The 21,182-nt window shown below is 42.0% G+C and carries 12 protein-coding genes; 9 read left to right on the forward strand and 3 right to left on the reverse strand.

The annotated features are described in order from the left end of the window. The first annotated feature begins 107 nt into the window (after nucleotides 1-107). Together HCZ91_RS01070 and HCZ91_RS01075 are read left to right on the forward strand one after the other, a co-directional pair. Entirely contained in the window at nucleotides 108-1,250 is a 1,143-nt protein-coding gene (locus tag HCZ91_RS01070) for a WYL domain-containing protein (protein WP_179797450.1), read from the forward strand. 97 nt (nucleotides 1,251-1,347) lie between these two features. Beyond that, a complete protein-coding gene (locus HCZ91_RS01075; RefSeq protein WP_179797452.1) occupies nucleotides 1,348-1,995 on the forward strand; it encodes a TerD family protein in 648 nt (215 codons plus the stop codon). Nucleotides 1,996-2,125: 130 nt separating this feature from the next. Here the strand turns inward: HCZ91_RS01075 and HCZ91_RS01080 are convergent, their stop codons facing one another. Beyond that, the gene (locus HCZ91_RS01080; protein ID WP_179797454.1) at nucleotides 2,126-3,109 is read right to left on the reverse strand and encodes an ion transporter; all 984 of its coding nucleotides are present in this window, start codon (nucleotides 3,107-3,109) and stop codon (nucleotides 2,126-2,128) included. A gap of 646 nt (nucleotides 3,110-3,755) precedes the next feature. Here HCZ91_RS01080 and HCZ91_RS01085 point away from each other — a divergent pair. Continuing rightward, nucleotides 3,756-4,382 carry an OmpW family outer membrane protein gene (locus HCZ91_RS01085; RefSeq protein ID WP_179797456.1) on the forward strand — a complete coding sequence of 209 codons (627 nt, stop codon included), beginning with the start codon at nucleotides 3,756-3,758 and terminating at the stop codon, nucleotides 4,380-4,382. A 195-nt stretch (nucleotides 4,383-4,577) separates the two neighbouring features. Here the strand turns inward: HCZ91_RS01085 and HCZ91_RS01090 are convergent, their stop codons facing one another. After that, entirely contained in the window at nucleotides 4,578-6,299 is a 1,722-nt protein-coding gene (locus HCZ91_RS01090; protein WP_179797458.1) for a 2-oxo acid dehydrogenase subunit E2, read from the reverse strand. A gap of 28 nt (nucleotides 6,300-6,327) precedes the next feature. Further along, nucleotides 6,328-9,138, reverse strand: a complete 2,811-nt coding sequence (aceE, locus tag HCZ91_RS01095; protein WP_179797459.1) for a pyruvate dehydrogenase (acetyl-transferring), homodimeric type — start codon at nucleotides 9,136-9,138, stop codon at nucleotides 6,328-6,330. A 583-nt stretch (nucleotides 9,139-9,721) separates the two neighbouring features. Between aceE and HCZ91_RS01100 the strand changes: the two genes are divergently transcribed. The 6 genes from HCZ91_RS01100 (at nucleotide 9,722) to HCZ91_RS13880 (ending at nucleotide 21,080) form a co-directional block, all read left to right on the forward strand. After that, nucleotides 9,722-11,746 (forward strand): hypothetical protein, encoded by a 2,025-nt coding sequence (locus HCZ91_RS01100; protein ID WP_179797462.1) that lies wholly within the window; start codon nucleotides 9,722-9,724, stop codon nucleotides 11,744-11,746. Nucleotides 11,747-12,015: 269 nt separating this feature from the next. Further along, nucleotides 12,016-12,480 carry a hypothetical protein gene (locus tag HCZ91_RS01105; protein WP_179797464.1) on the forward strand — a complete coding sequence of 155 codons (465 nt, stop codon included), beginning with the start codon at nucleotides 12,016-12,018 and terminating at the stop codon, nucleotides 12,478-12,480. A gap of 79 nt (nucleotides 12,481-12,559) precedes the next feature. Then, nucleotides 12,560-14,710: a DUF11 domain-containing protein gene (locus tag HCZ91_RS01110; protein ID WP_179797466.1), complete on the forward strand. Its 2,151-nt coding sequence runs from the start codon at nucleotides 12,560-12,562 to the stop codon at nucleotides 14,708-14,710. A 130-nt stretch (nucleotides 14,711-14,840) separates the two neighbouring features. Beyond that, complete coding sequence (locus tag HCZ91_RS01115; protein ID WP_179797468.1) at nucleotides 14,841-20,159, forward strand: DUF11 domain-containing protein; 5,319 nt, start codon at nucleotides 14,841-14,843, stop codon at nucleotides 20,157-20,159. Between the two features lie 155 nt (nucleotides 20,160-20,314). Further along, on the forward strand, nucleotides 20,315-20,920 hold the full coding sequence (locus tag HCZ91_RS01120) for a hypothetical protein (RefSeq protein ID WP_257019928.1): 606 nt from the start codon (nucleotides 20,315-20,317) through the stop codon (nucleotides 20,918-20,920). Beyond that, nucleotides 20,913-21,080 (forward strand): hypothetical protein, encoded by a 168-nt coding sequence (locus HCZ91_RS13880; RefSeq protein ID WP_257019929.1) that lies wholly within the window; start codon nucleotides 20,913-20,915, stop codon nucleotides 21,078-21,080. Before HCZ91_RS01120 ends, HCZ91_RS13880 begins: the two co-directional genes overlap by 8 nt. Nucleotides 21,081-21,182: the final 102 nt, after the last annotated feature.

The following is a 21,182-nucleotide window of genomic DNA, read 5'->3' on the forward strand; positions in this document are numbered from 1 at the left end:
ATGAACGTCGCTAGACGATACGCTGCTTTTCTGCGATGATTAACGGTTCCTGATCGAGCAATATCGTGCCAGAAACCGACTTGTAACTTCATAAAGGGTATCTCTTAATGACTGTACATCCTACTGATGCTGATAACATCCAAGCTCAGTCCAATCCTAGTGAGCAAACAGGTGCACTTGCAGCTGTAGACACTGGTCCCTCGAAAGAGGCCAATGCCGCCAATATTAGTGATAATCGACATGGTGCGGCAACGACTGCTCGGCAATGGCAGGTACTATCACAACTACAGCGCAATCGTTGGGTAGGCACCACGCATATTTATGAGCAGCTGATGATGGCAGGCTTTGATATTAGTCTACGTACTGTCCAACGCGATTTGAATGCCCTTGCCAAACGCTTCCCTATTGAAAAAAACAATGCCAATCCTCAGGGTTGGCGCTGGAAAGAAGACGCGCCATTGCAAAGCTTGCCGCATATGAACTTATCACAAGCGGTTGCTTTTAATATGGTTGAGGCCAATTTGACCCAGTTACTGCCCCCTGTGATCTTAGATGAATTATTTCCTTGGTTTGACTTAGCACGGCGACAGCTCAAGAACAGCAAAGTGACCCACTCTTGGATAGACAGAGTGCGTATCGAGCCTGCCACCCAGCCGCTTATTGCACCAGATATAGATTTGGACAGTAAAGACAATATTTACCATGCGCTATTTTATCAGCTGCAGATTCATGCTTGTTATACTCGTAGCAACAAATTACAAGCCAGCGAATATATTCTAAATCCAATCGCGATTATCCAGCGCGGCGTGATTATCTATCTACTGGCAACTCGTACTGACGATCCAGAAGCCACCATTCGCACCTTTGCCTTACATCGTTTTGATAGTGTTGAGATTCTCGAAACCGCTGCAAAAACGCCAGAGAACTTTCAACTCGATACATATTTGGATGAAGGCAGCATGGGCTTTAGTCACCCACTGTTTGGCGAATTGGACGAGCGTGGCAAGAATACCGCTGTTGAGCTTAGATTTACTAGGCAAGCTGGTAAGAGTCTGACCGAAAGTAAGCTTAATGACGATCAAACCGTGACGCTAAATGAGGATAACACCCTTACTGTCACAGCCACTATTAACTTGACCTCACAGCTGGTCTGGTGGCTACGTGGATTTGGTAGTGGGTTATTAGATGCTAAACCTGAGCTACTTTGTCAAGCAGTATTAGATAAGTCTTCGACAGCAATCAGTGAGTGACATCACTGGCCTGAGATAGGCTAACATCCGCACGCCTAATGTAAGCAAACATCAAATCTAGATAACGGTTAGAAACTAAGAATAAAAAAGGAATATTATGCCGACCACTGCCCCATCACCACTGTTGTCAGATAGTTTACGAGGACTGGGACTAGACGCAGGGACTTTGTTCTTTGCGCTCAATTATGAATTTACCAAAATTGAGCCAAAAGGCATGTTTAAGCGCTTTAAGAAAAATCAAAGCGCGATGGATATTGATTTAGCTTGCGTGTTGTACGATGATAATTGCGTCATCAGTGACATCGTTTGGTTTAAGCAATTACGAGATAAAGCTGAGTCGGTCAAGCATCAAGGTGACAGCTTAAATGGTAAGGATCGCGGTGAACAAGCCATGTATCTTGCCCCACTTGATCAAGAGCAAATCAGATTGGAGCTCGAAAAAATTCCCGCTCATATTACTCATATTGGTTTAATTGCCAACTCATACCATGGCCATTCGTTTTCTAGGGTGAAAAAAGGCGAAATTCATCTGAGTGACGATGAAGGAAACCGTTGTTTTGAAGTCAACCTTAAGCAGCTCCCACGCGACTGCACCACGCTATGGGTAGCGCATTTGCGTCGATCTGTTGACGACTGGCATTTAACATTGCAAAACTTACCACTCACTGCAGAAGATCTAGCAGATGCAGCACAAGAAGTGGCTCATGAGTTAGCACGTGCACTGCCCATTCCTCAGGGAATATAAGAGCAATTAGTAATCGCATATAAAAGAGGTCTTGTGCTATGTAGACACAAGACCTCTTTTTATAGTCAAAATATTAACTACGATTAATTGCTAAAAACCTATTATCTGTTATAAACCATTTCATACTTGCCTATAAAACTTCACCGCAATGCGGACAGAAGTTTTTTTGGCGCGTTTCAACTTCTTTTTCACGCCGTTCAAGCTCTTGCTCTCGAAGTACCTGTAAGACGATATTTTGTGCCTGCTCTTTATCTAAACCCAGCTCTCGACGAATTTTATCAATCATCATCTGATTCTGTACCAGATCGAAATCGCTATCAATTAACTGCTCACGAAAGTGCTGTTCAAGCTCTTCGCGGCGCTGAGCCAATTCATTTGCCAATCCTGTCGCTAAAATACCAGCCGGCAATGCGGCGAGACCCACACCCAATATGGTAATGATAGCACCCAATATTTTGCCAGCATTAGTAATTGGCGTGACATCTCCGTAGCCTACTGTTGTCAGTGTCACCACAGCCCACCACATCGCTTTAGGTATAGACTCAAACTCGTCTGGCTGGGCGTGATTCTCTACCAGATAAATGCCGCTAGAGGCGGTCACAATCATAATAATGAGAATAAAGATAACAGCCTGAAATGAGCCTCGCTCCTTACTAATAACGACTAGCAAGATGCGCATTGAAGCAAAGTAACGAGTCAATTTTAGAATTCGAAACAAACGTAAAATACGTAAGAAACGCAAATCAATGTTGACGAAGAAATTCAAGAACGCCGGCACAATAGCAACCAAATCAATCAATGCCGAGGGGCTTTTTAGCCATTGCCAACGCTGACGCCAAGTGGTGTGATCGGGCTTCGCTTCGGCAACACTCCACAAACGTAGCAGATACTCAATAGAGAACACTACGATGGAGAAGTTTTCGAACCATGTAAAATAATCTTGATAAGGGTAGTACCAACTGTCTACAGACTCCGCAATCACGGCTGCCACGTTGGTCATGATTAGAAATATCAAAAAATAATCGACGTAGCGGCTAAAAAGCGTGTCATGCTCATCATTTTGCAAAATGTTATAAACGAAAGTACGCAAGCGCCGTATATGTTGGAATTGCATGCGGTCCCTATACGGTGTAACACCGATCTTATGATAATGAAATAAAAGTATTAAAGCCTGATTATCGCGCTAAATGACATAATGAAAAGCAGTATCATTATACAAAATTTACGTAATAAATGTAGACGCAAGCCAGCAACATTAACCCCGTCGCAAGAAAGGTGTATTGTAAAAATCGCTCATCGGCACGTAATTGACGACTGAGATTTTGAGCAGGCAATAAAAAAAGGCCGCATTCTGGGCAACAAGAATCCACTTGGTTTAATAAAGTCATTGAACCTGCTTGTCCGCAGCGCAGCGGCGAGTTACTACAGTAGCCCAGCATAATACACCCTATCCGTCGTCGTTAATTGTCCCTTTATATTAATTTATACCAGCCGTATAAAACTGACTACTAACTTACAGTAACGAGAACTGTTTAACAAATATGTTTTGATGAACCTGTCATTTACACCATAACCTTTCATTCCCTTAAAATTATTAAGGGTTTTTTAGTTAAAACCTTACTATTAAAATGGTTTTAATGCTACAATAGCGTTACAATGTTACAAGGCAATCTATAATGATAACATTGTGTATCAGCACTTAATGCCATCCCTCATTAAATGCTTATCGATAACCTATTATTGCGTTGAGGAATCAAACGATGAAACTACAATCCCTAGTTTTAGCCGCTGCTACTGCACTTACTATGACCTCTGCTTTTGCAGTACCTGCTGGTACTTGGACAGTGGCTGCCGGTGCTCACTATGTAGATCCTAAAAGCAACAACGGTACTCTAGATAACGGTTTATCTGTTGATGTTGATGGTGGTGTACGTCCTACTATCAGTGGTGAGTATTTTATCGCTAACAACGTTGGTGTCGAACTACTAGCGGCGCTTCCATTCCATCATGACATCACTCTGAAAACTGGTGATACTACTATTGATGCAGAAACTCAGCACCTACCACCTACTCTATCTGTACAGTATCACTTCGATGGCTATGATCTGCCTATGAATGTGAAGCCTTTTGTTGGTGTTGGTGTGAACTACACGACTTTCTTCAAAGAAAGAATCTACCTTGGTAATGGTAATGATTTAGAGCTTGATGATAGCGTTGGTGTAGCTGGCCATGTTGGTCTTGATATTCCTTTTGCTCCTACCGAAGCTTTCCGTATTGATGCCCGTTATATGGACATCAAAACAGATGCAAGCCTAAACGGTACTGATATCGGCGAAGTTGATATCAGCCCTTGGGTATATGGCGTAGCATTCGTTAAACAGTTCTAAATTAGTAAAGTTACCATGCGTAATAAAAGCCAGCTTGATAGCTGGCTTTTTTGTGCCTATTAACTATGGTTACTACCGTCTGTCTACACTAGCTACTAGGCAATTATTTATAAAAATAGCTAATAACCTGTAAGAACAAATAATCTCCATAAAAAAGACCACCCGTGGGCAGTCTTTTTGTATTGCTAGTTAGCTTTAGATCAAGATACGACGTGGGTCTGCTAATAGCGTTGCGATATAACGAGTGAATACAGCAGCATCTGCGCCATTGATCACACGGTGGTCATAAGACAAAGACAGTGGCAGCATCAAACGTGGCTCAAAGCTTTGTTTTTTAGCATCCCAACGTGGCTGCATACTTGCTTCAGAGACACCTAAAATACCAACTTGTGGCCAGTTAACTAATGGCGTAAATGCCGTACCACCCAAGTTACCTTGGCTCGATATGGTAAAGCTAGCCCCTTGCAAATCTTTAGTGCTGAGCTTCTTATCACGAGCTTTTACAGCAAGCTCGCCGATCTCAATCGCAATTTGCTTCAGACCTTTATCTTGTACGTTTTTGATAACCGGTACGATAAGACCATCATCTGTTGCCACAGCAATACCCATATTGACACTTTTACGCAATATGACCTGAGTATTGTCATCACTCAAGTGACTGTTGAATCGTGGGTGCTGGGTCAACGCATAAGCAGTTGCTTTAACCACAAAGGCCAAGATAGTAAAGCCAATACCTTCAGCTTTCATGCCACCTTTTAGCTCACCGCGTAGTTTTTCGGTCTCAGTGATATCAGACAGATCGAACTGCGTTACTTGCGGTAGCAAAGTATTGTAGTTGAGCTGTGGTATCGAGACTTTCTGCAAGCGGCTGAGGTCTTGTGTTTCTGTCTCTCCCCAGATCTCAGCGTTACTCATGTCAGGCAGCTTCGGTAGACCTGAGCTAACAGGATTACTGCTCACAGGTGCCGCTTTTTGCTTGGTTAGACTGTTCTTAACATGTGCAAACAAGTCTTCTTTTAGAATGCGATCATTTAGAGCTGAACCATTCACTTGTGTGATATCCACACCTAACTGACGCGCTAGTTTGCGAACGGCAGGACCTGCATACACATCAACCAATTTTTCATTGACTTGTGCTTCAGTTAATTTACCCTCTGTTTTGCTAGCAGCTGTATCAATATTGGTCGGTTTGGCCGCTTGTTTTGGCTCACCAGTAGTTTTAGCAGCTGGTTTATCTTCTGTTTTGGCTGGTGCTGACTCTTGGGGTTTAGGAGCTTCAGATTCACTATCAGTAGCATCATCTGCACCACTTTCCATGATGACGATAAAGTCTTGACCATTAGCAACCATATCACCTGCTTCGACCAAGATTTTTTCAATCTTACCGGCAACTGGCGCTGGTACTTCAACCGAAGCTTTATCTGATTCGATTAGCAAAATCGACTGCTCAGCGCTAACAGTATCACCAACACTAACCATAATTTCAGAAACTTGTGCCTCATCAACACCTAAGTCAGGTAATGCATGAGTAGTTGCTTTACCAGCATTAGCGGCTGGCTTGGCAGCAGACTCTGATTGCTTTGATTCAGTTGCAGCAGGCTCAGGTTTTGATTCTGGCTTAACATCGTCTGTGTTGTTCGCTTCTTGCTCTTCAGCAGCAGCACTGTCATCGTTGCTTTCTACGCTATCATCTGCACTTTCAAGCTCAATCAGCACCATACCTTCGCTAACTTGATCACCGATAGCAACACTAATCTTAGTCACTTTACCAGCAGCAGAGCTTGGTACTTCAACCGATGCTTTGTCAGATTCTAATAATACGATGTTGTCGTCTTTTGCGATGACGTCACCAACTTCTACCATAATCTCGCTGACTTCGGCGCTGTCCACACCTAAATCGGGGGCTTTAATGTCCATGATTTATTTCCTCGTCTTATGGTTATTATTATTTGACATCTTTATCATCAAGTACATTTGCATCTGCTTGATCTTCAGCACGGCCTTCATTACTGATTTCATCATCGTCTTCAGCGATAAACTCAGGTACAGGATTTGGATTTACGTTACCTGGCGCTGGTGCATCTGGAGACTGATCATAGTAAGATTGCTGTTGCCATGCAGGCGGATGATCCACATCGATACCTAAGCTTGAAATCGCGTCTTTAACCAAACGCATCTCAACTTCGCCTTCATCGGCTAGGCGTTTAAGCGTAGCCACAACGATATGCGCCGCATCAACGTTGAAGAAACTACGTAGGTTTTCGCGTGTATCAGAACGGCCATAACCATCGGTACCAAGAGTCGTGTAAGGACGGTTGTCTGGCAACCAAGCACGGATTTGCTCTGAGTAGTTACGCATATAATCTGTCGCTGCAACCACGATACCTTCGTGCGGTGCTAATTGCTCAGTAACCCAAGGCACTTTCTCTTCGTCCATTGGATGTAGACGGTTGTAATCATCACAAACCATACCATCACGAGTCAACTCATTAAAGCTGGTTACACTCCAAACGTTGGACGTAATATTGAACTCGTCTTTTAGTATTTGTGATGCTTTTTGTACTTCGCGTAAGATAACACCAGAACCTAATAGCTGTACTTGTGTTGAGCCGTTGTCCTCGAGCAAGTACATACCACGTTTGATACCTTCTTCGGCATCTTCTGGCATAGCAGGTTGCTCGTAGTTTTCATTCATCAACGTCAAGTAATAATAGACGCGCTCGCCTTCACCATACATACGACGTAAACCATCATGCATGACCACAGCTAGCTCATAACCAAAGCAAGGATCGTAGCTGACGCAGTTTGGCACGACATTGAATAGAATCTGTGAATGACCATCTTGATGCTGTAAGCCTTCGCCATTGAGCGTAGTACGACCCGCTGTTGCGCCAAGCAAGAAGCCTTGCGCCTGACAGTCACCTGCCGCCCATGCAAGGTCACCAATACGTTGGAAACCAAACATCGAGTAGTAAATATACATCGGAATCATCGGTAGTGCGTTCACAGAGTAACTGGTTGCCAATGCAATCCAAGTACTCATTGCGCCCGCTTCGTTGATACCTTCTTCTAACATGTGACCATCGATAGCCTCTTTATAGCCCATCAACGCTTCACTGTCTTCTGGCGTATATTTTTGACCAACAGCTGAGTAGATACCTAACTGACGGAACATACCTTCTAGACCAAACGTACGCGCTTCGTCAGGTACGATTGGTACGACGCGATCTTGGATGTCTTTGTTTTTAAGCATCGCAGATAGCAAGCGCACAAATACCATCGTCGTAGACTGCTCTTTACCATTGCTGCCTTTTAATACCCGATCAAACATTGATAGTTCAGGGATATTCAGTGGGATATGACCACTACGGCGGTTTGGTAAATGACCACCTAACGACTCACGACGACCTTTGAGATACTTCATCTCCGCCGAACCTTCTTCAGGGCGGTAGAACGGTAGAGTCTCTAACTGCTCATCAGTAAATGGCAAATCAAAACGATCACGGAAATACATCAACGCTTCTTGATCAAGCTTTTTGACCTGATGCGATTTGTTGACTGCTTGCGTTTGGGTAGACAAACCATAACCTTTAACGGTTTTGACTAAAATAACCGTTGGTTGGCCTTTGGTTTTCATCGCTTCGCTAAATGCAGCATAAACTTTAACTGGATCATGGCCACCGCGGTTCAGACGTGAGATTTCTTCGTCAGTCAACGCATCTGCCATTTCTTCTAGCTCTGGATATTTACCAAAGAACTCTTTGCGAGTAAATTCAGGCGTACGCGCTTCATATAGCTGATACTCACCATCCACCACTTCTTCCATACGTTGCTTAAGAACACCCGTATGATCTTTACCAAGCAATGAATCCCAGTTGCCACCCCAAATGACTTTGATGACTCGCCAGCCTGCGCCGCGGAATACCGACTCTAGCTCTTGAATGATTTTACCGTTACCACGGACTGGACCATCAAGACGCTGCAAGTTACAGTTAACTACCCATATTAGGTTGTCCAGCTTCTCACGACCTGCCAGAGAAATAGCACCCAAGCTTTCTGGCTCATCCGTTTCACCATCACCTAAGAATGTCCAAATCTTACGACCTTCTTTTTCTAGCAATCCACGATTTTCCATATAGCGATGTACATGGGCATGATAGATAGACATGATTGGGCCCAGTCCCATTGATACCGTTGGGAACTGCCAGTAATCCGGCATGAGATATGGATGCGGATAGCTTGATAGGCCTTTGCCGCCTACTTCACGGCGGAAATTATCGAGCTGATCTTCGGTCAAACGACCTTCTAAATAAGAACGGGCATAGATACCTGGCGCTGAGTGACCTTGATAATAGATCATGTCGCCACCGAAGTGATCGCTAGCGGCGCGGAAGAAATGGTTAAAACCTGTTTCATAAAGCGTTGCACTAGAGGCGAATGTCGCTAAGTGACCACCTAAGTCGTCATCATTTTTATTGGCACGCATGACCATGGCAAGGGCATTGTAACGAATTAGCGCACGTATCTTACGCTCCATGCCTAGATCGCCTGGGTACATTGGCTCGTCTTCAACAGCGATACTATTGACGTACGCAGTGTCTAGTCTGTTGAACGGCAGTCCTTCTTGAACCGCCATATTGTATAAGGCTTTTAGGAGGAACTGAGCACGGTCCTTGTCTGCGTGTTTAACCACAGACTCAAAGGCCGCCAGCCATTCCTGAGTTTCGGTGCTATCAGCATCCTTATAATAATTCATTCTTGTTAATCCTTTTATATCAGTCATACCTACCTAATGGCAGGGCTTCATTGAAAAATGCATGATGAGAGATTGGTTTACTTATGACATCCTTGCTACGTCCAAGCATTCCCTTGTTTTGTGCGATGATATACAGCTTGATTATAAAAATAGTATTACTCATATCGACAAATGCATCAAATCAACACATCTGCCAAACCGTCATAATGCTATAGCTATTCGTTTAATCATTATTTGACTATGACATTCCATTATAAGCCTTTACAGCTAAGTTGTTTATGGCTGTAGAGAAATGATGGAATAAGAAGTATTTTTTAAATAAATAATGATTAGTTGTTAGGTAAATATTATTAACCATTATTCCGTTGATACCAAGATTTTAGTAATAGGTAGATGAAATTTGCTGTCCATAGCGGTAGATATCTGCTTTTTTAATTAATAAATACACTAATCGAAAATACACTTCTTGTTACTCATACCCTATAAATAGACATTCGTCTCATTTGTGTATATTAATTGTGATTTAAGTATTATTCTTATTATAAGATTATATGTATATTCTATCCTTGTTCTCGGAGCTATTATGAACCCGTATATTATACCATCGACTCTAAAGTCAAGAGTAACGCGTTGGATAGCTCTACCATCCTTATTAATACTGCTACCTAATTATTTAGCTTTTGCAGCGATAACAACATGTCCTGCTGGATACATTTCTGATGAGTTTTCAAGCGTTGATTACAGCAACTTAGGATCGACAGCATCACCACCTATTCTTGGTGTAAACCAACTTTTAAATGGACTTAAAGGTGAAAACTACGTCATTGCATCTAATAGCCTTAGTACTACTGGCACTCTAGATTCCGGAGGTTCCAACTTTTATAGTCCTAAAACGCTAGCGGGCAACCTCCAATCGTTTGAATTTTTTCAGGACTTTGCTACCAAGGAATCTACTCGTACGGTTTCGTATACTTTTACAAATAATTTTAGTAAGCAATCACAAGCACTTGATAATGTCAGCTTAAGTATCTATGACATAGATGTGAACTACGTAGCGACAGGAACAGGTAGTAGTAATTTAGGTGTTAGATATTTTGAGTTTTCTGACCAAGTGACAATAACAGGCTTCACCAGCGCAGGTGCACCGGTAACTCCAATTCGAAAATATAGCGGTGCCGGAATGACGACTACGGCACCTTATCGCCAAACGACCACAACTTCTGACGTTCTATGTAGCACAGACTCAATAGACGAAAAATGCAAAGTGTCGGTAGCTTTTGATCAACCTATAGTCAGAGTAGATGTAACTTACGGCAATAATCCTAATTTAGAATATTATGACTTTAATAGTATCGGCAACCCAGGTGACCAACTAATTAATATTGTGTTTGATGGCTACTGCTATCAACCGCAGCCGCGTCTAACATATACAAAAGCGCTTTCAACTTCTCGTAAAACGAATAACGATCAATTTACTGTCCAAATCAAAGACAATGCAGATAATTCGGTCGTTACGAGTGGCATTACTTCTGTTACTACAACGGGATCGAATAACACTGTCACGACTGGTACAGGTACTACAGGAACTTTCAAAGTTAATCCTACCAAGACCTATACATTGACAGAAGCAGTCTCAGGATCGACAAATTTAGCAGATTATACTGCCTTATATGCTTGTAGAAAATCAGATGGTACATCCGTTAGCACTTTAGACCCAAAAAACCTTAAGCTAACTTACGGAGACAACTGGACGTGTACAATCACAAACGGCAGCCCTAACTATGTCTTCTCAGGCACTGTCTTTAACGATAATGGCGGTATTACTGCTGCAGACTCTACTAAACAGAATATTACTAACACCTTTACTGCAAATAGTGCTTACTTTAATGGCATCTTAGATAGTAACGAGTCTGGAATATTTGACAGTGCGTTACAAGTTACTTTAACAAACTGTAACGGTACTAAGGTTATTACAAGCTCAGCTAATCCACAAACAGTATCAAGTTCAGGTAAGTACAGTTTTACTGTTCAACCAAGTGCATTGCCAACTAGAATCTGCTTAGTGGAAACCGAGCCAACCTCATGGGTTTATAGTGTAGATACCACTGCTAATACCAGAGAAGTATCACTTAATAATGGCACCTACATATATAACAATTTAGACTTTGGGGAAGTTCAGGCGAATAACGCTTCTTTAGTGCTTATTAAATCGCAATATGTCCATAATTGTAATATCAATACAAACTTTAACGGTACTACTGGTACACCTTCTCAAACCCCTGCATTTAGTATTGCAGAAATAAAAGACATAGAACCCGGAAAATGTATTGCTTATAGAATTGAAGCTTATAACCGAGGTCATGTTGATTTGAAAGATATTCAAATCAACGATCAATTACAGGTAAAGTCGCAAACCAACTTGGTAACCTCTGTTTTCGCTTTGCCAGTTCCTAAAGGAGATCCTACTTCTCTCTATACTGGCACAACTCTACCGACAGGTACTATTACCTCTGAGCTGTTTAACTTAAACAAACCTACTGGATCAACTCCTACCAAAGCCACGCTATATTTTAATACTAAATATGGCACGACTATGGACACTCAGTAGCTATTATTTCTTGCATCTTTAAAATATTACTGATGTTCTTTCTAACCAGAAAAAGCCCTGTCTACCCAGACAGGGCTTTTTACCGTTTAGCTACCTCGAATTACCATTTGTCATCTTTATAATGAATATTTGTATCGGTTACGTGACAATAGCTCAATGAGAAATATAGGCATTTTGCAGACAATACTCATATGAAACTGTAGATAGTTTTATTATGACTCAAAACATTAATAGCCCAATGATAGCAACGGTATAAGAAAGGATTTTATATGAAACGTTTCAAGATTTTACGCAGTGTTTTATTAGCTACGTTAGCCTCTAATTGTCTACTAAATGTAGCACATGCTGATGATGCTCTAAAAATGGAATTGACGTCTAATCAAGTCGTAAAAAACTCGGAAGGTAAAACGATTTATACACCGGTACGTACCGCACCAGCAGGTACAGTAATCCAATATAAAGCAACTTATATCAATACCATCAACAAAGATATTAATGACTTGATGGTAACTCTGCCTATTCCTACTAACATGACATTTACTGGTGAAGCAGTCCCTGCGAGCGCACAAGCCAGCACGGATGGTAAGAACTACGCTGACATGCCGCTGATGCGTAAAGTAGACGGCAAAATGGTTAAGGTTCCATATTCTGAATACCGTACGCTACGCTGGAATATTAAGCTATTACCAGCTAAGAAATCTGCAGCCGTTGCTCTTAATACCACCGTCAATTAGTTCAGTAACTATTAAGCCCCAACTCTTTCGAAACTCTAACTTTTAATCTAAGTTCTTACCATCTCTTGTGGAGCATTATATGAAATCAAATACTTTTAACTACAGCGTGCTTGCTGTCGGTGTTGCGGCTGTTATGGGTCTATCTACTGGAGCGAATGCTGCAACCCCTACTGGTGGCACTTCAGGCTCTTTCAATGTTACTAACAAAGCGACAGCTTCTTATACAGTTGCAGGTAGTGATGCTTCACAAACTGCAGAGTCAAATGTAGTTACAGTGAATGTTACTGAAACAGGGTCATTCTCTTTAATCTCAACAGTAGTAGACGATGTAAAAGATGATGATTTTGGTAAAGACCGTGCCATTAATGCGCAAGCGAGCTCAACAGTAGACTTTACTCATACACTAACTAACGGTGGTAACGTTAACGACACTTATAAGATCACTCTTGCTAATATAACTGGCGATAATTTTGACTACAACCTTGGCAACAGTGTTATTAAGTATCAAAAGGTTAATGCTGCTGGCACTAACGTTGGTGGGGAAGTCACTATTGCTAATAATGAATCAATTGCGTTAGCACCAGGTGAAAAAGCTCTAATCACAGTTACTGCTCAAGCTGATACTAAACGTGTTGCTGATACTAACGGTATCCTTACGGTTACTGCTGAAAGTACGTATTTGAAGTCTAAATCTGCAAATACAGACCCTGCTACCTATACAGCAGTAAACACCGATAATGCGTTGACTAAGACACCTATTTACGCAATTACCAAGTCAGCTACGACCAACCTTGGTAACAAAAACTTTGACTTAAACAATACTGATGCTTTTGTTGACTACACTATTACTGTCAAAAACGAAGGTAATATCAGTGGTACTGCAATTAGCATCTCAGATGATCTACCATCAGGTTTAGTAGCGATCGCATCAGGACAGCAAAACTATAAAGCACCTTCTGTTGCAACATCTAATGGTAGTGCGGTGGGTACTGCTGTCCTTTCGAACAGTAACAAAACAATCACTGTAGCTGGTCAAAACATCAAAGTGGGCGAAACTATTACAGTTACTTTCCGTGCGAAAAAGGCAACTGATGCAACATCTAGTAGCTTATTTACCAACTATGCAGTTGTTAGAGATAATACTAATAGTGATGTAAATGCTAATACCCCTGATATCATTGATAGATCTGATGATGGTGTGACGCCGGGTGGTCTAACAGAAAGCACTTATGAAAACCCTGCATCTCCTCTAACAGGTAAAGATGACAATACTAATGCAACAGTGACGACGACTAATCAGACTCGTGCTATTGCTATCACTCCAGGTGTAAACAAAGAAGTAGCTTTAATTACTCCTGAAACTAATAACAAGGCTGCTAATACTTATACTTATACCATTACAAACAATGGTACTGACATCACAGAAGCAGCAGGAACAGGTGATAATGACAGCTCTGTTAAACTGTCTATAAAACCGACTGCCACTAGAAATTCTGGCATTAGCGATGATCCTAATATCAGTATCACACGTGTATACGTAGATGCTAATAACAATGGTGTATTTGATATTGGTGAAACTGAACTCGTCGGTGTGAATGGTATTTATGAGCTGAACGCAGCTACTCCGTTTGTGACAGGCAGTACCACCAATCGCAAAGGCCTAGCTCCTGGCGAAAGTGTCAAAATTGGTGTGCAAGTTACCACGTCAGGTGAAGGGAGTAACGATCCAAACTCCACACAAGCTAATGTAAATAACATAGGCGATTTTGAAACTTTAACCCTATCTATCCAACCTAAGGGTCCAGTTAACGGTACCGCTGTACCTACTAGTACTTCTGATAACCCATTGTCTACAACGTCTACTACGATCATGCAGGGCATTAATCTAGCGAAATACCAAATAGTAGATAGTTGTGGTGCAAGTCCTGCTGTTAACTCTGCTGCATGGGTGACTGGAAATCTAACAGCGACTGCTGCTCAATGTATCTTCTATAAATTAGAATCTAAGAACACTTTCACTGATAGCGCTAGAGTTATTAATAATCTTGTCGTATCAGATACTTTGGCACCTACGCTAACGTATCAAGCCAACAGCTTTTCAGCCTCGCCGACGGCAACTGACCAGTCCCTTGGTCAGACAATAAAGGTTACATTTGCAACGGTAAATGCTGGTGCAACAGCCAACGTTGTATTCTCTGCAAAACCTTCACAAACTGGTACTAATCAATAAATAATTCAATCTATTTATCTACGAGTAGTAAATGCTACTCATAGATAAACCCTCTAGCTTGACCTAATCGATTTTGATGAACCAAGCTAGAGATTTATTACCTCTTTATGTTTTATTGGATAAGCGACATATGACTCTATCAATTATGACACCGTCTAATCGTACTACGTTGCATACAGCGAAGATCTCTGCGCTGACGGCTGCAATGTTGCTTATGCAATCAAATATGGCATTTGCTGCACCCACCACTCTTGTACAAACTATCAATAACATTGCTAATGCAGCTTATGACGTTGATTCTATCAAACAGAATAGCATTTCAAACCAAGTACAAGTCAAAGCCTCTGCCTTACCTGAATATGGTATTAACTTAACTCAGCATGCTTTACGCACAGTCATGCCTAATACACAGGTAAGTTGGACTAACGTACTGAGTAATACTAGCTATAGTGATCAGACTGTCGAGCTAACGCTAAATGTTTCGCCTACTCTATCTAATTTACAAGTTTATCAAGATTTAAATAAAAACGGTATTGTCGATAGTGGTGATACACAACTGATTCTTGATAACATGAGTGCCCAAATCAAGCTTGGTCAGAGTGAAAGTATTCAGCTTATCGTACAGGCTTTGTCAGATGCCAATGGTAAGGATGGCGATACTGCTGACGTAAAAATTGGCGCTATCATACTAGAGGATCCATCAATAGCAGCTGTCGAAGCAATCGATAGACTGCTTATTATCGAACCTGAAATCAAATTTACGACTCCTCAATTCGATGGTACTAAAACCGACTCGCAAATCGGTGACAACGTTTATATTGATGCCAGTTATGCACAGTGCAACGTGCAATCTGATAAACCTGATCAAGTATGGGTTACTGTTAATTCGCCAAAAACTGGAGATAGCTATTCACTTAAAGCTATAGAAACTGGTAATAACACAGGTAAATATCAGCTATCAGCATCCACTCAAAATAACGCTAACGCTATTGATGATAAGCTTATCCAAACCTTGAACAGCGACACATTGACTGTCAGTTTAGATGCTTGTATCGCCCCTTCGGTTGGTACTGGTGCTGATGAACTGCCGAATGCGTCTGACTTCACCGTGCGTATCAGTGATCTGAGCTCACAAATTAATATCGTCGATGACAACCCAGCTTTAGTTGTCACAAAGGAAAGTGACGTAAAAAGTGCTGAACTCGGCGATTATGTCAGCTACACCATCAATATCACGAACAATGGTAACGCTACTGCTTACGATGTACAGCTAAAAGACGCATTACCACGCGGTTTTGATTATGTCGATAGCAGTGTGCGTGTGAGCCCAGCGACTGCTATCGATATCAATCAGACACAGACTACTGAGTTTAAGTCTGACGGTAAATATCAGGTATTGAACTTAGGCAATATGGCAAATGGCGAAAGTAAAAAAATTACTTATCGTGTGCTTGTCGGTGCTTCATCACTAGGTGGTGATGGTATCAACCGTGCAATCGCAGTTGCTAACAACGAGCAAGGCCAAAGCTTAGTATCAAGAGAAGCGCAGTGGAAAATTGATGTAGAACGCGGCGTCATGAATACTGACGGTATCATCGTCGGTAAGGTCTATCACGATATCAACCGTGATGGCATTCAGCAAAAAGAAGACGGCGAGCTTGGCGTTGCTGGTGTACGTATCTATATGGAGAACGGCAACTTCATCGTGACTGATCCTGAAGGTAAATATAACTTCTATGGTGTCAGTGCTAAAACACACGTACTAAAAGTTGATCGTACTACTATTCCTAGAGAAACTGAACTGGTCACTCAGAGCAATCGCAATGCTGGTGATGCCGGTAGTCGTTTTGTTGATTTGAAATATGGCGAATTACATCGTGCGGATTTTGCAATCGTTGGTGGCATGGCAGATAGCACTGAACGCTTAAACGCTGAATTAATTGCTCGTAGCAAATTAGTAGAAGCTAAAAATGACACGTTAGAGCAAGCGGTAAAAACCGAGCTGACTTTAGATCCTGACTATGATACCGATACTACCGATAATGTAGATGCTAGTGGTTGTAACATCAATGGTGACTTAGACCTTGGTAATAGCTGTGATTCGGCTATCGTTAATGACATGGTCAATCCAGTAGATAGCCGTGTTGATATGACGGTAACCACTGTTGCTCCGCCAGTAGAAAAAGAGCTCGAAGAATACTTAAAAGAAGTGGCGAGTAATGATGTTGCTTTCATCAACCTAAACGAAGGTCAGCAGCTTAGCACTTATAAACAAATGGTACAGGTTCAGGCACCGCTTGGGTCTGTGTTCACACTGTATGTCAATGGCAAAGCTGTATCAGAACAAAAAATAGGTAAGACTGCTGAACAAGAAAAACAGAATGTAACGGCTTTTGATTACTATGCTGTTGATTTACAACGCGGCAAGAACACCTTACGCGGTGTTGCGACTGATATAAATGGTCAGGTCATCTCTGAGCAGACGATCAAAGTATTAACTCCTGATAGCCTACAAGCTATCGGCTACCGTACTCAGGAAAATCTAGTACCAGCTGACGGTATTAGTGAATATCAGGTAGTCATTAGTCTAAAAGATCGTGATGGTCGTCCATATATTGCATCAACTCCGATTACTATCGATACGAATATCGGCCGAGTTAATCTAAAAGATGGCAGTAAAGACCAATCTGGCACTCAAGTAATCGTATCCGGTGGTGAGCTGTTAATACCCGTAACTGCGCCTAGCGTACCAGGAAAGGGCGAGCTAGTAATTGACACGGGTAGCAGCAAACAAATCATTCCGTTACAGTTTACCGCTCAATTACGTCCACTACTCGCTGTGGGTATCGTAGAAGGCGCTATCTCGCTTAAAGACTTTGATGGCGGCAGCATTACTGATGCTCAAGGCGCATTTGAGCAAGAGCTCAATGAGATTTCTGGCGATGACAACTATTCAGCGACTGGTCGTGCTGCTATGTTCCTCAAGGGCAAAGTACGCGGCGACTATCTGCTGACATTAGCATATGACAGTGATAAAAAAGGCGAGCGTTTGTTCCGTGATATCGAGCCGGGCGAATACTATCCTGTCTATGGCGACTCATCAGCCAAAGGCTTCGATGCGCAGTCTACTAGCAAGCTTTACGTGCGTCTTGATAAAGGTCGCTCGTTCGCTATGTATGGTGATTTAAAAACGCAAATTGATAACGATGAAGGTATCAAGCTTGGTCAATACAACCGTACATTAACTGGCCTAAAGGCTCAATTTGAAGATAGCAATACTCGTGTTACTGCCTTTTTAGCAGAGACCAGTACTAGCCAACGTGTAAATGAGACTCGTGGTTTGGGCATTTCAGGCCCATATCCATTGGCTGAGAACTTCGATGCGGTATTAGAAAACTCTGAAACGGTTGAAGTTATTACTCGTGATGCCAACAACCCTGGGTTGATTATCAATCGTGAGACGCTTACTCGCTTTGCTGATTATGAGATCGACCCTATCAGCCGTAGCTTATTCTTGACGGCACCAATTGCTAGTCAGGATATCGAAGGCAATCCTATCTATATCCGTGTCACTGTAGAAGTTGATGAGGGTGGTGAAGATTATTTGGTTGGTGGTATTGCCGCGAAACAGCAACTGACGGATAAAGTCGCCATCGGTGGTAGCTATGTGAATAGCGATGACCCATTGAACAAAGAAGAGTTGGCTAGTGTTAATAGTGTTGTTAAATTCAATGATAAGCTAAAGCTGGTCGCTGAATATGCGATGAACAAAGCTGAAAACCCAAATTTTCAGTCAAGTAATCAAATCAACGCGACAGAACTGACTGATAGTGATGTTGAAGGTAACGCACTACGTATTGAGCTTGATTTTGATAATAAGAAAAATACACGAGCTAAAGCTTATTATAATGATGCTGATGAAGGTTTTGTCACTGGTGCATCACCGCTTACGGCTGGACGTACTGAGTCTGGTGTAGAGGTTACTCATACTTTAAATGATAAGAAAACTGCTCTTAAGTTAGAAGGCATACGCACAGAAGAGCATACTACTGACGCTAGCCGCGAAGGCGTTCAAGCGAGCATTGAGCATCGTTTAAGCGAAAACATCGTTGGTGAAATTGGGGTTCGTTATTACAAACAAGATGCGACTGCTGCCTCACGTAATACTCAAGCCGCGACAGACGTTGTAGATATTACAGACGACACTTTGTTTAATGATGACATTATCAATCAGTCAGCGTTAAGCAGTGTTAGTAACGCTGAAGAAGATATTGAAGGCACGACTGTTCGTGCTCGTATTACCTCTCGTCTACCTAAGTTGAATGATAGCTTGGTATTTGCAGAGTATGAGCAAGATATCGAAAACAGCTCACGTAATGCGACTTCTATTGGTGGTGAGACACCGCTCGGAAATCTAGGACGACTATACGCACGTCATGATTTGATTAATAGCCTATCTGGCACTTATGGTCTTGATGATACAGATGAGCGTCAACGTACCACTGTTGGTTTTGACGCGACTTACATGAAAGATGGTAAGGTTTATAGCGAATACCGTATGCGCGATGCCATCAGTGCACGCGAAGCAGAAGCAGCCATTGGTCTAAAAAACAAGTGGTATGTTCAAGAAGGGCTAACTTTAAATACGTTATTTGAGCGTGTTGAATCTCTGGAAGGTGAAGAAAGTAACACTGCAACAGCGGCAGGTATCGGTGTTGAATATCTTGCCAAAGAGAATTATAAGGCATCAGGACGTTTTGAAAAACGTTGGGGCGAAACAAGTGATACGCTACTTGGTAGTGCTGGTATCGCCTATCGCTATACCGATGAGGTTACCTTCTTAGCCAAAGACATCTATTCACGCACTGACTATAGTGATGGCGATCGCACTATCAATCGTTTTCAGCTAGGTGCTGCGTATCGTGACTACGATAGCAATCAGTTAGATATGCTTGCAAAATTCGAATATCGTTTGGATGATAATAATACTGGCGATGACGCTTACCAAAAAGACACCATGATTTGGTCATGGAATGGTAATTACCATCCTACGCGTCCTTTAACGTTGTCTGGACGTTATGCTGGTAAGTATACAGAATACGAAGCAGACAGCTTAACCAGCGATAACACGGCTCACGCTGTTTATGGCCGTGGTCTTTATGACATCAGTGAGCGCTGGGATATTGGTTTACAAGCAGGTACTTATTGGAATGATCAGGCGAATGACTTGGCTTATATGCTTGGTGCAGAAGTGGGTTATAGCCCAATGACCAACCTTTGGTTATCACTTGGTTATAACTTCATGGGCTTTGAAGACGAAGATATTGCTTATGACGACAGTACTCAGCAAGGTGCTTACTTTAGATTGCGCTTTAAGTTCGATGAAGACTTATTCAAACGTGAAGACCCACGTAAGAACCAACGTCTAAGCAGCAATTCTGCATTTTAATTATTTGATACTAATGATACTGTCGTAAGTACAATCTTATGACAGTATCATGCTTGTCTTATGATGAGTTATTTTGTCATTCAATAAACAACTAAGTCAGCCCTAGTAATGGTAAATAATACCAACGTTTATTACCTTAACATAAGGTTTACACCATGTTTGATTCAGCCATCAATGCAGCACCTTTCAAGCGCTCAGTATGCGTTACACTATCAGCTTTATTTTCGTTAACCTTTATGCAGCCAGCTTTAGCTAAGAGTGAGACTCTCCAAGTAGCTAACTCAACTAGCATGGGTGAATATTGCCGCGATGATAGTCAGACTCAAACACGCTCTTATAGATATCAAAGCGAACAGCAGCGCCTATTAAATTGTATGGTAACGCAGTTAAAACCTTATCAACAAAAAGACAAGACAGTAGCTCAACAGTATTTCGCATATAAAGCGCAAGCGTGGTTGAACTATGCCATCCATCAAGACAGTATGAATAGCCGCTCATCTGCTGGTCAAGTTGCGTTAGAAATGGCAGAGCCTATATTGCAAGCGCTAGATAATGACACGGTACAAGACTTGGGCTTGCATCAAGATATTCCGTCTACCTCTGCTCTAATGCGTCCTGATCTATGGGCAACTTTAAGCGCACTTAAAGATGGTGATGGCATAGCGTCAGCACCACGTGAGATGGCATTGAGTGAAGTGGCTTTAATTTGGGCTGCGACCAATCAATGCGCGCGAATCTGGCATGCATTTTCGCATGGCTGATCGCTGGCTTGAGCAGGCCCGCGAAGCTTACGTCAATGCCAATGACTCACAGACCAATGTAGCACTAGAGAAGTCAATAGTCAGTTACCATAAGCAGTACTCGCCTTTAGACGCGAGCGATGATACTTGCCGTGGACAAGATTTGATATCTAATCGTTAAAAAACAGCTGTTTTATTAGAGATATTAGACCTCTTGCAAAAGTCATAAGCTAAGCTCGAAATTAACAAGACCGGCGAACAGCTTCATTCTAAGATCATAGCG

Origin of the sequence: Psychrobacter sp. BI730 (assembly GCF_013414195.1) — a bacterium.
In the GTDB taxonomy this organism is placed as follows: Bacteria; Pseudomonadota; Gammaproteobacteria; order Pseudomonadales; family Moraxellaceae; genus Psychrobacter.

Bases quoted from the DNA above. Each gene is read 5' to 3' on its own strand.
- HCZ91_RS01070 (WP_179797450.1), top strand. From the start codon at position 108: ATGACTGTACATCCTACTGATGCTGATAACATCCAAGCTCAGTCCAAT.
- HCZ91_RS01075 (WP_179797452.1), top strand. From the start codon at position 1,348: ATGCCGACCACTGCCCCATCACCACTGTTGTCAGATAGTTTACGAGGA.
- HCZ91_RS01080 (WP_179797454.1), bottom strand. From the start codon at position 3,109: ATGCAATTCCAACATATACGGCGCTTGCGTACTTTCGTTTATAACATT.
- HCZ91_RS01085 (WP_179797456.1), top strand. From the start codon at position 3,756: ATGAAACTACAATCCCTAGTTTTAGCCGCTGCTACTGCACTTACTATG.
- HCZ91_RS01090 (WP_179797458.1), bottom strand. From the start codon at position 6,299: ATGGACATTAAAGCCCCCGATTTAGGTGTGGACAGCGCCGAAGTCAGC.
- aceE (WP_179797459.1), bottom strand. From the start codon at position 9,138: ATGAATTATTATAAGGATGCTGATAGCACCGAAACTCAGGAATGGCTG.
- HCZ91_RS01100 (WP_179797462.1), top strand. From the start codon at position 9,722: ATGAACCCGTATATTATACCATCGACTCTAAAGTCAAGAGTAACGCGT.
- HCZ91_RS01105 (WP_179797464.1), top strand. From the start codon at position 12,016: ATGAAACGTTTCAAGATTTTACGCAGTGTTTTATTAGCTACGTTAGCC.
- HCZ91_RS01110 (WP_179797466.1), top strand. From the start codon at position 12,560: ATGAAATCAAATACTTTTAACTACAGCGTGCTTGCTGTCGGTGTTGCG.
- HCZ91_RS01115 (WP_179797468.1), top strand. From the start codon at position 14,841: ATGACTCTATCAATTATGACACCGTCTAATCGTACTACGTTGCATACA.
- HCZ91_RS01120 (WP_257019928.1), top strand. From the start codon at position 20,315: ATGTTTGATTCAGCCATCAATGCAGCACCTTTCAAGCGCTCAGTATGC.
- HCZ91_RS13880 (WP_257019929.1), top strand. From the start codon at position 20,913: ATGGCTGATCGCTGGCTTGAGCAGGCCCGCGAAGCTTACGTCAATGCC.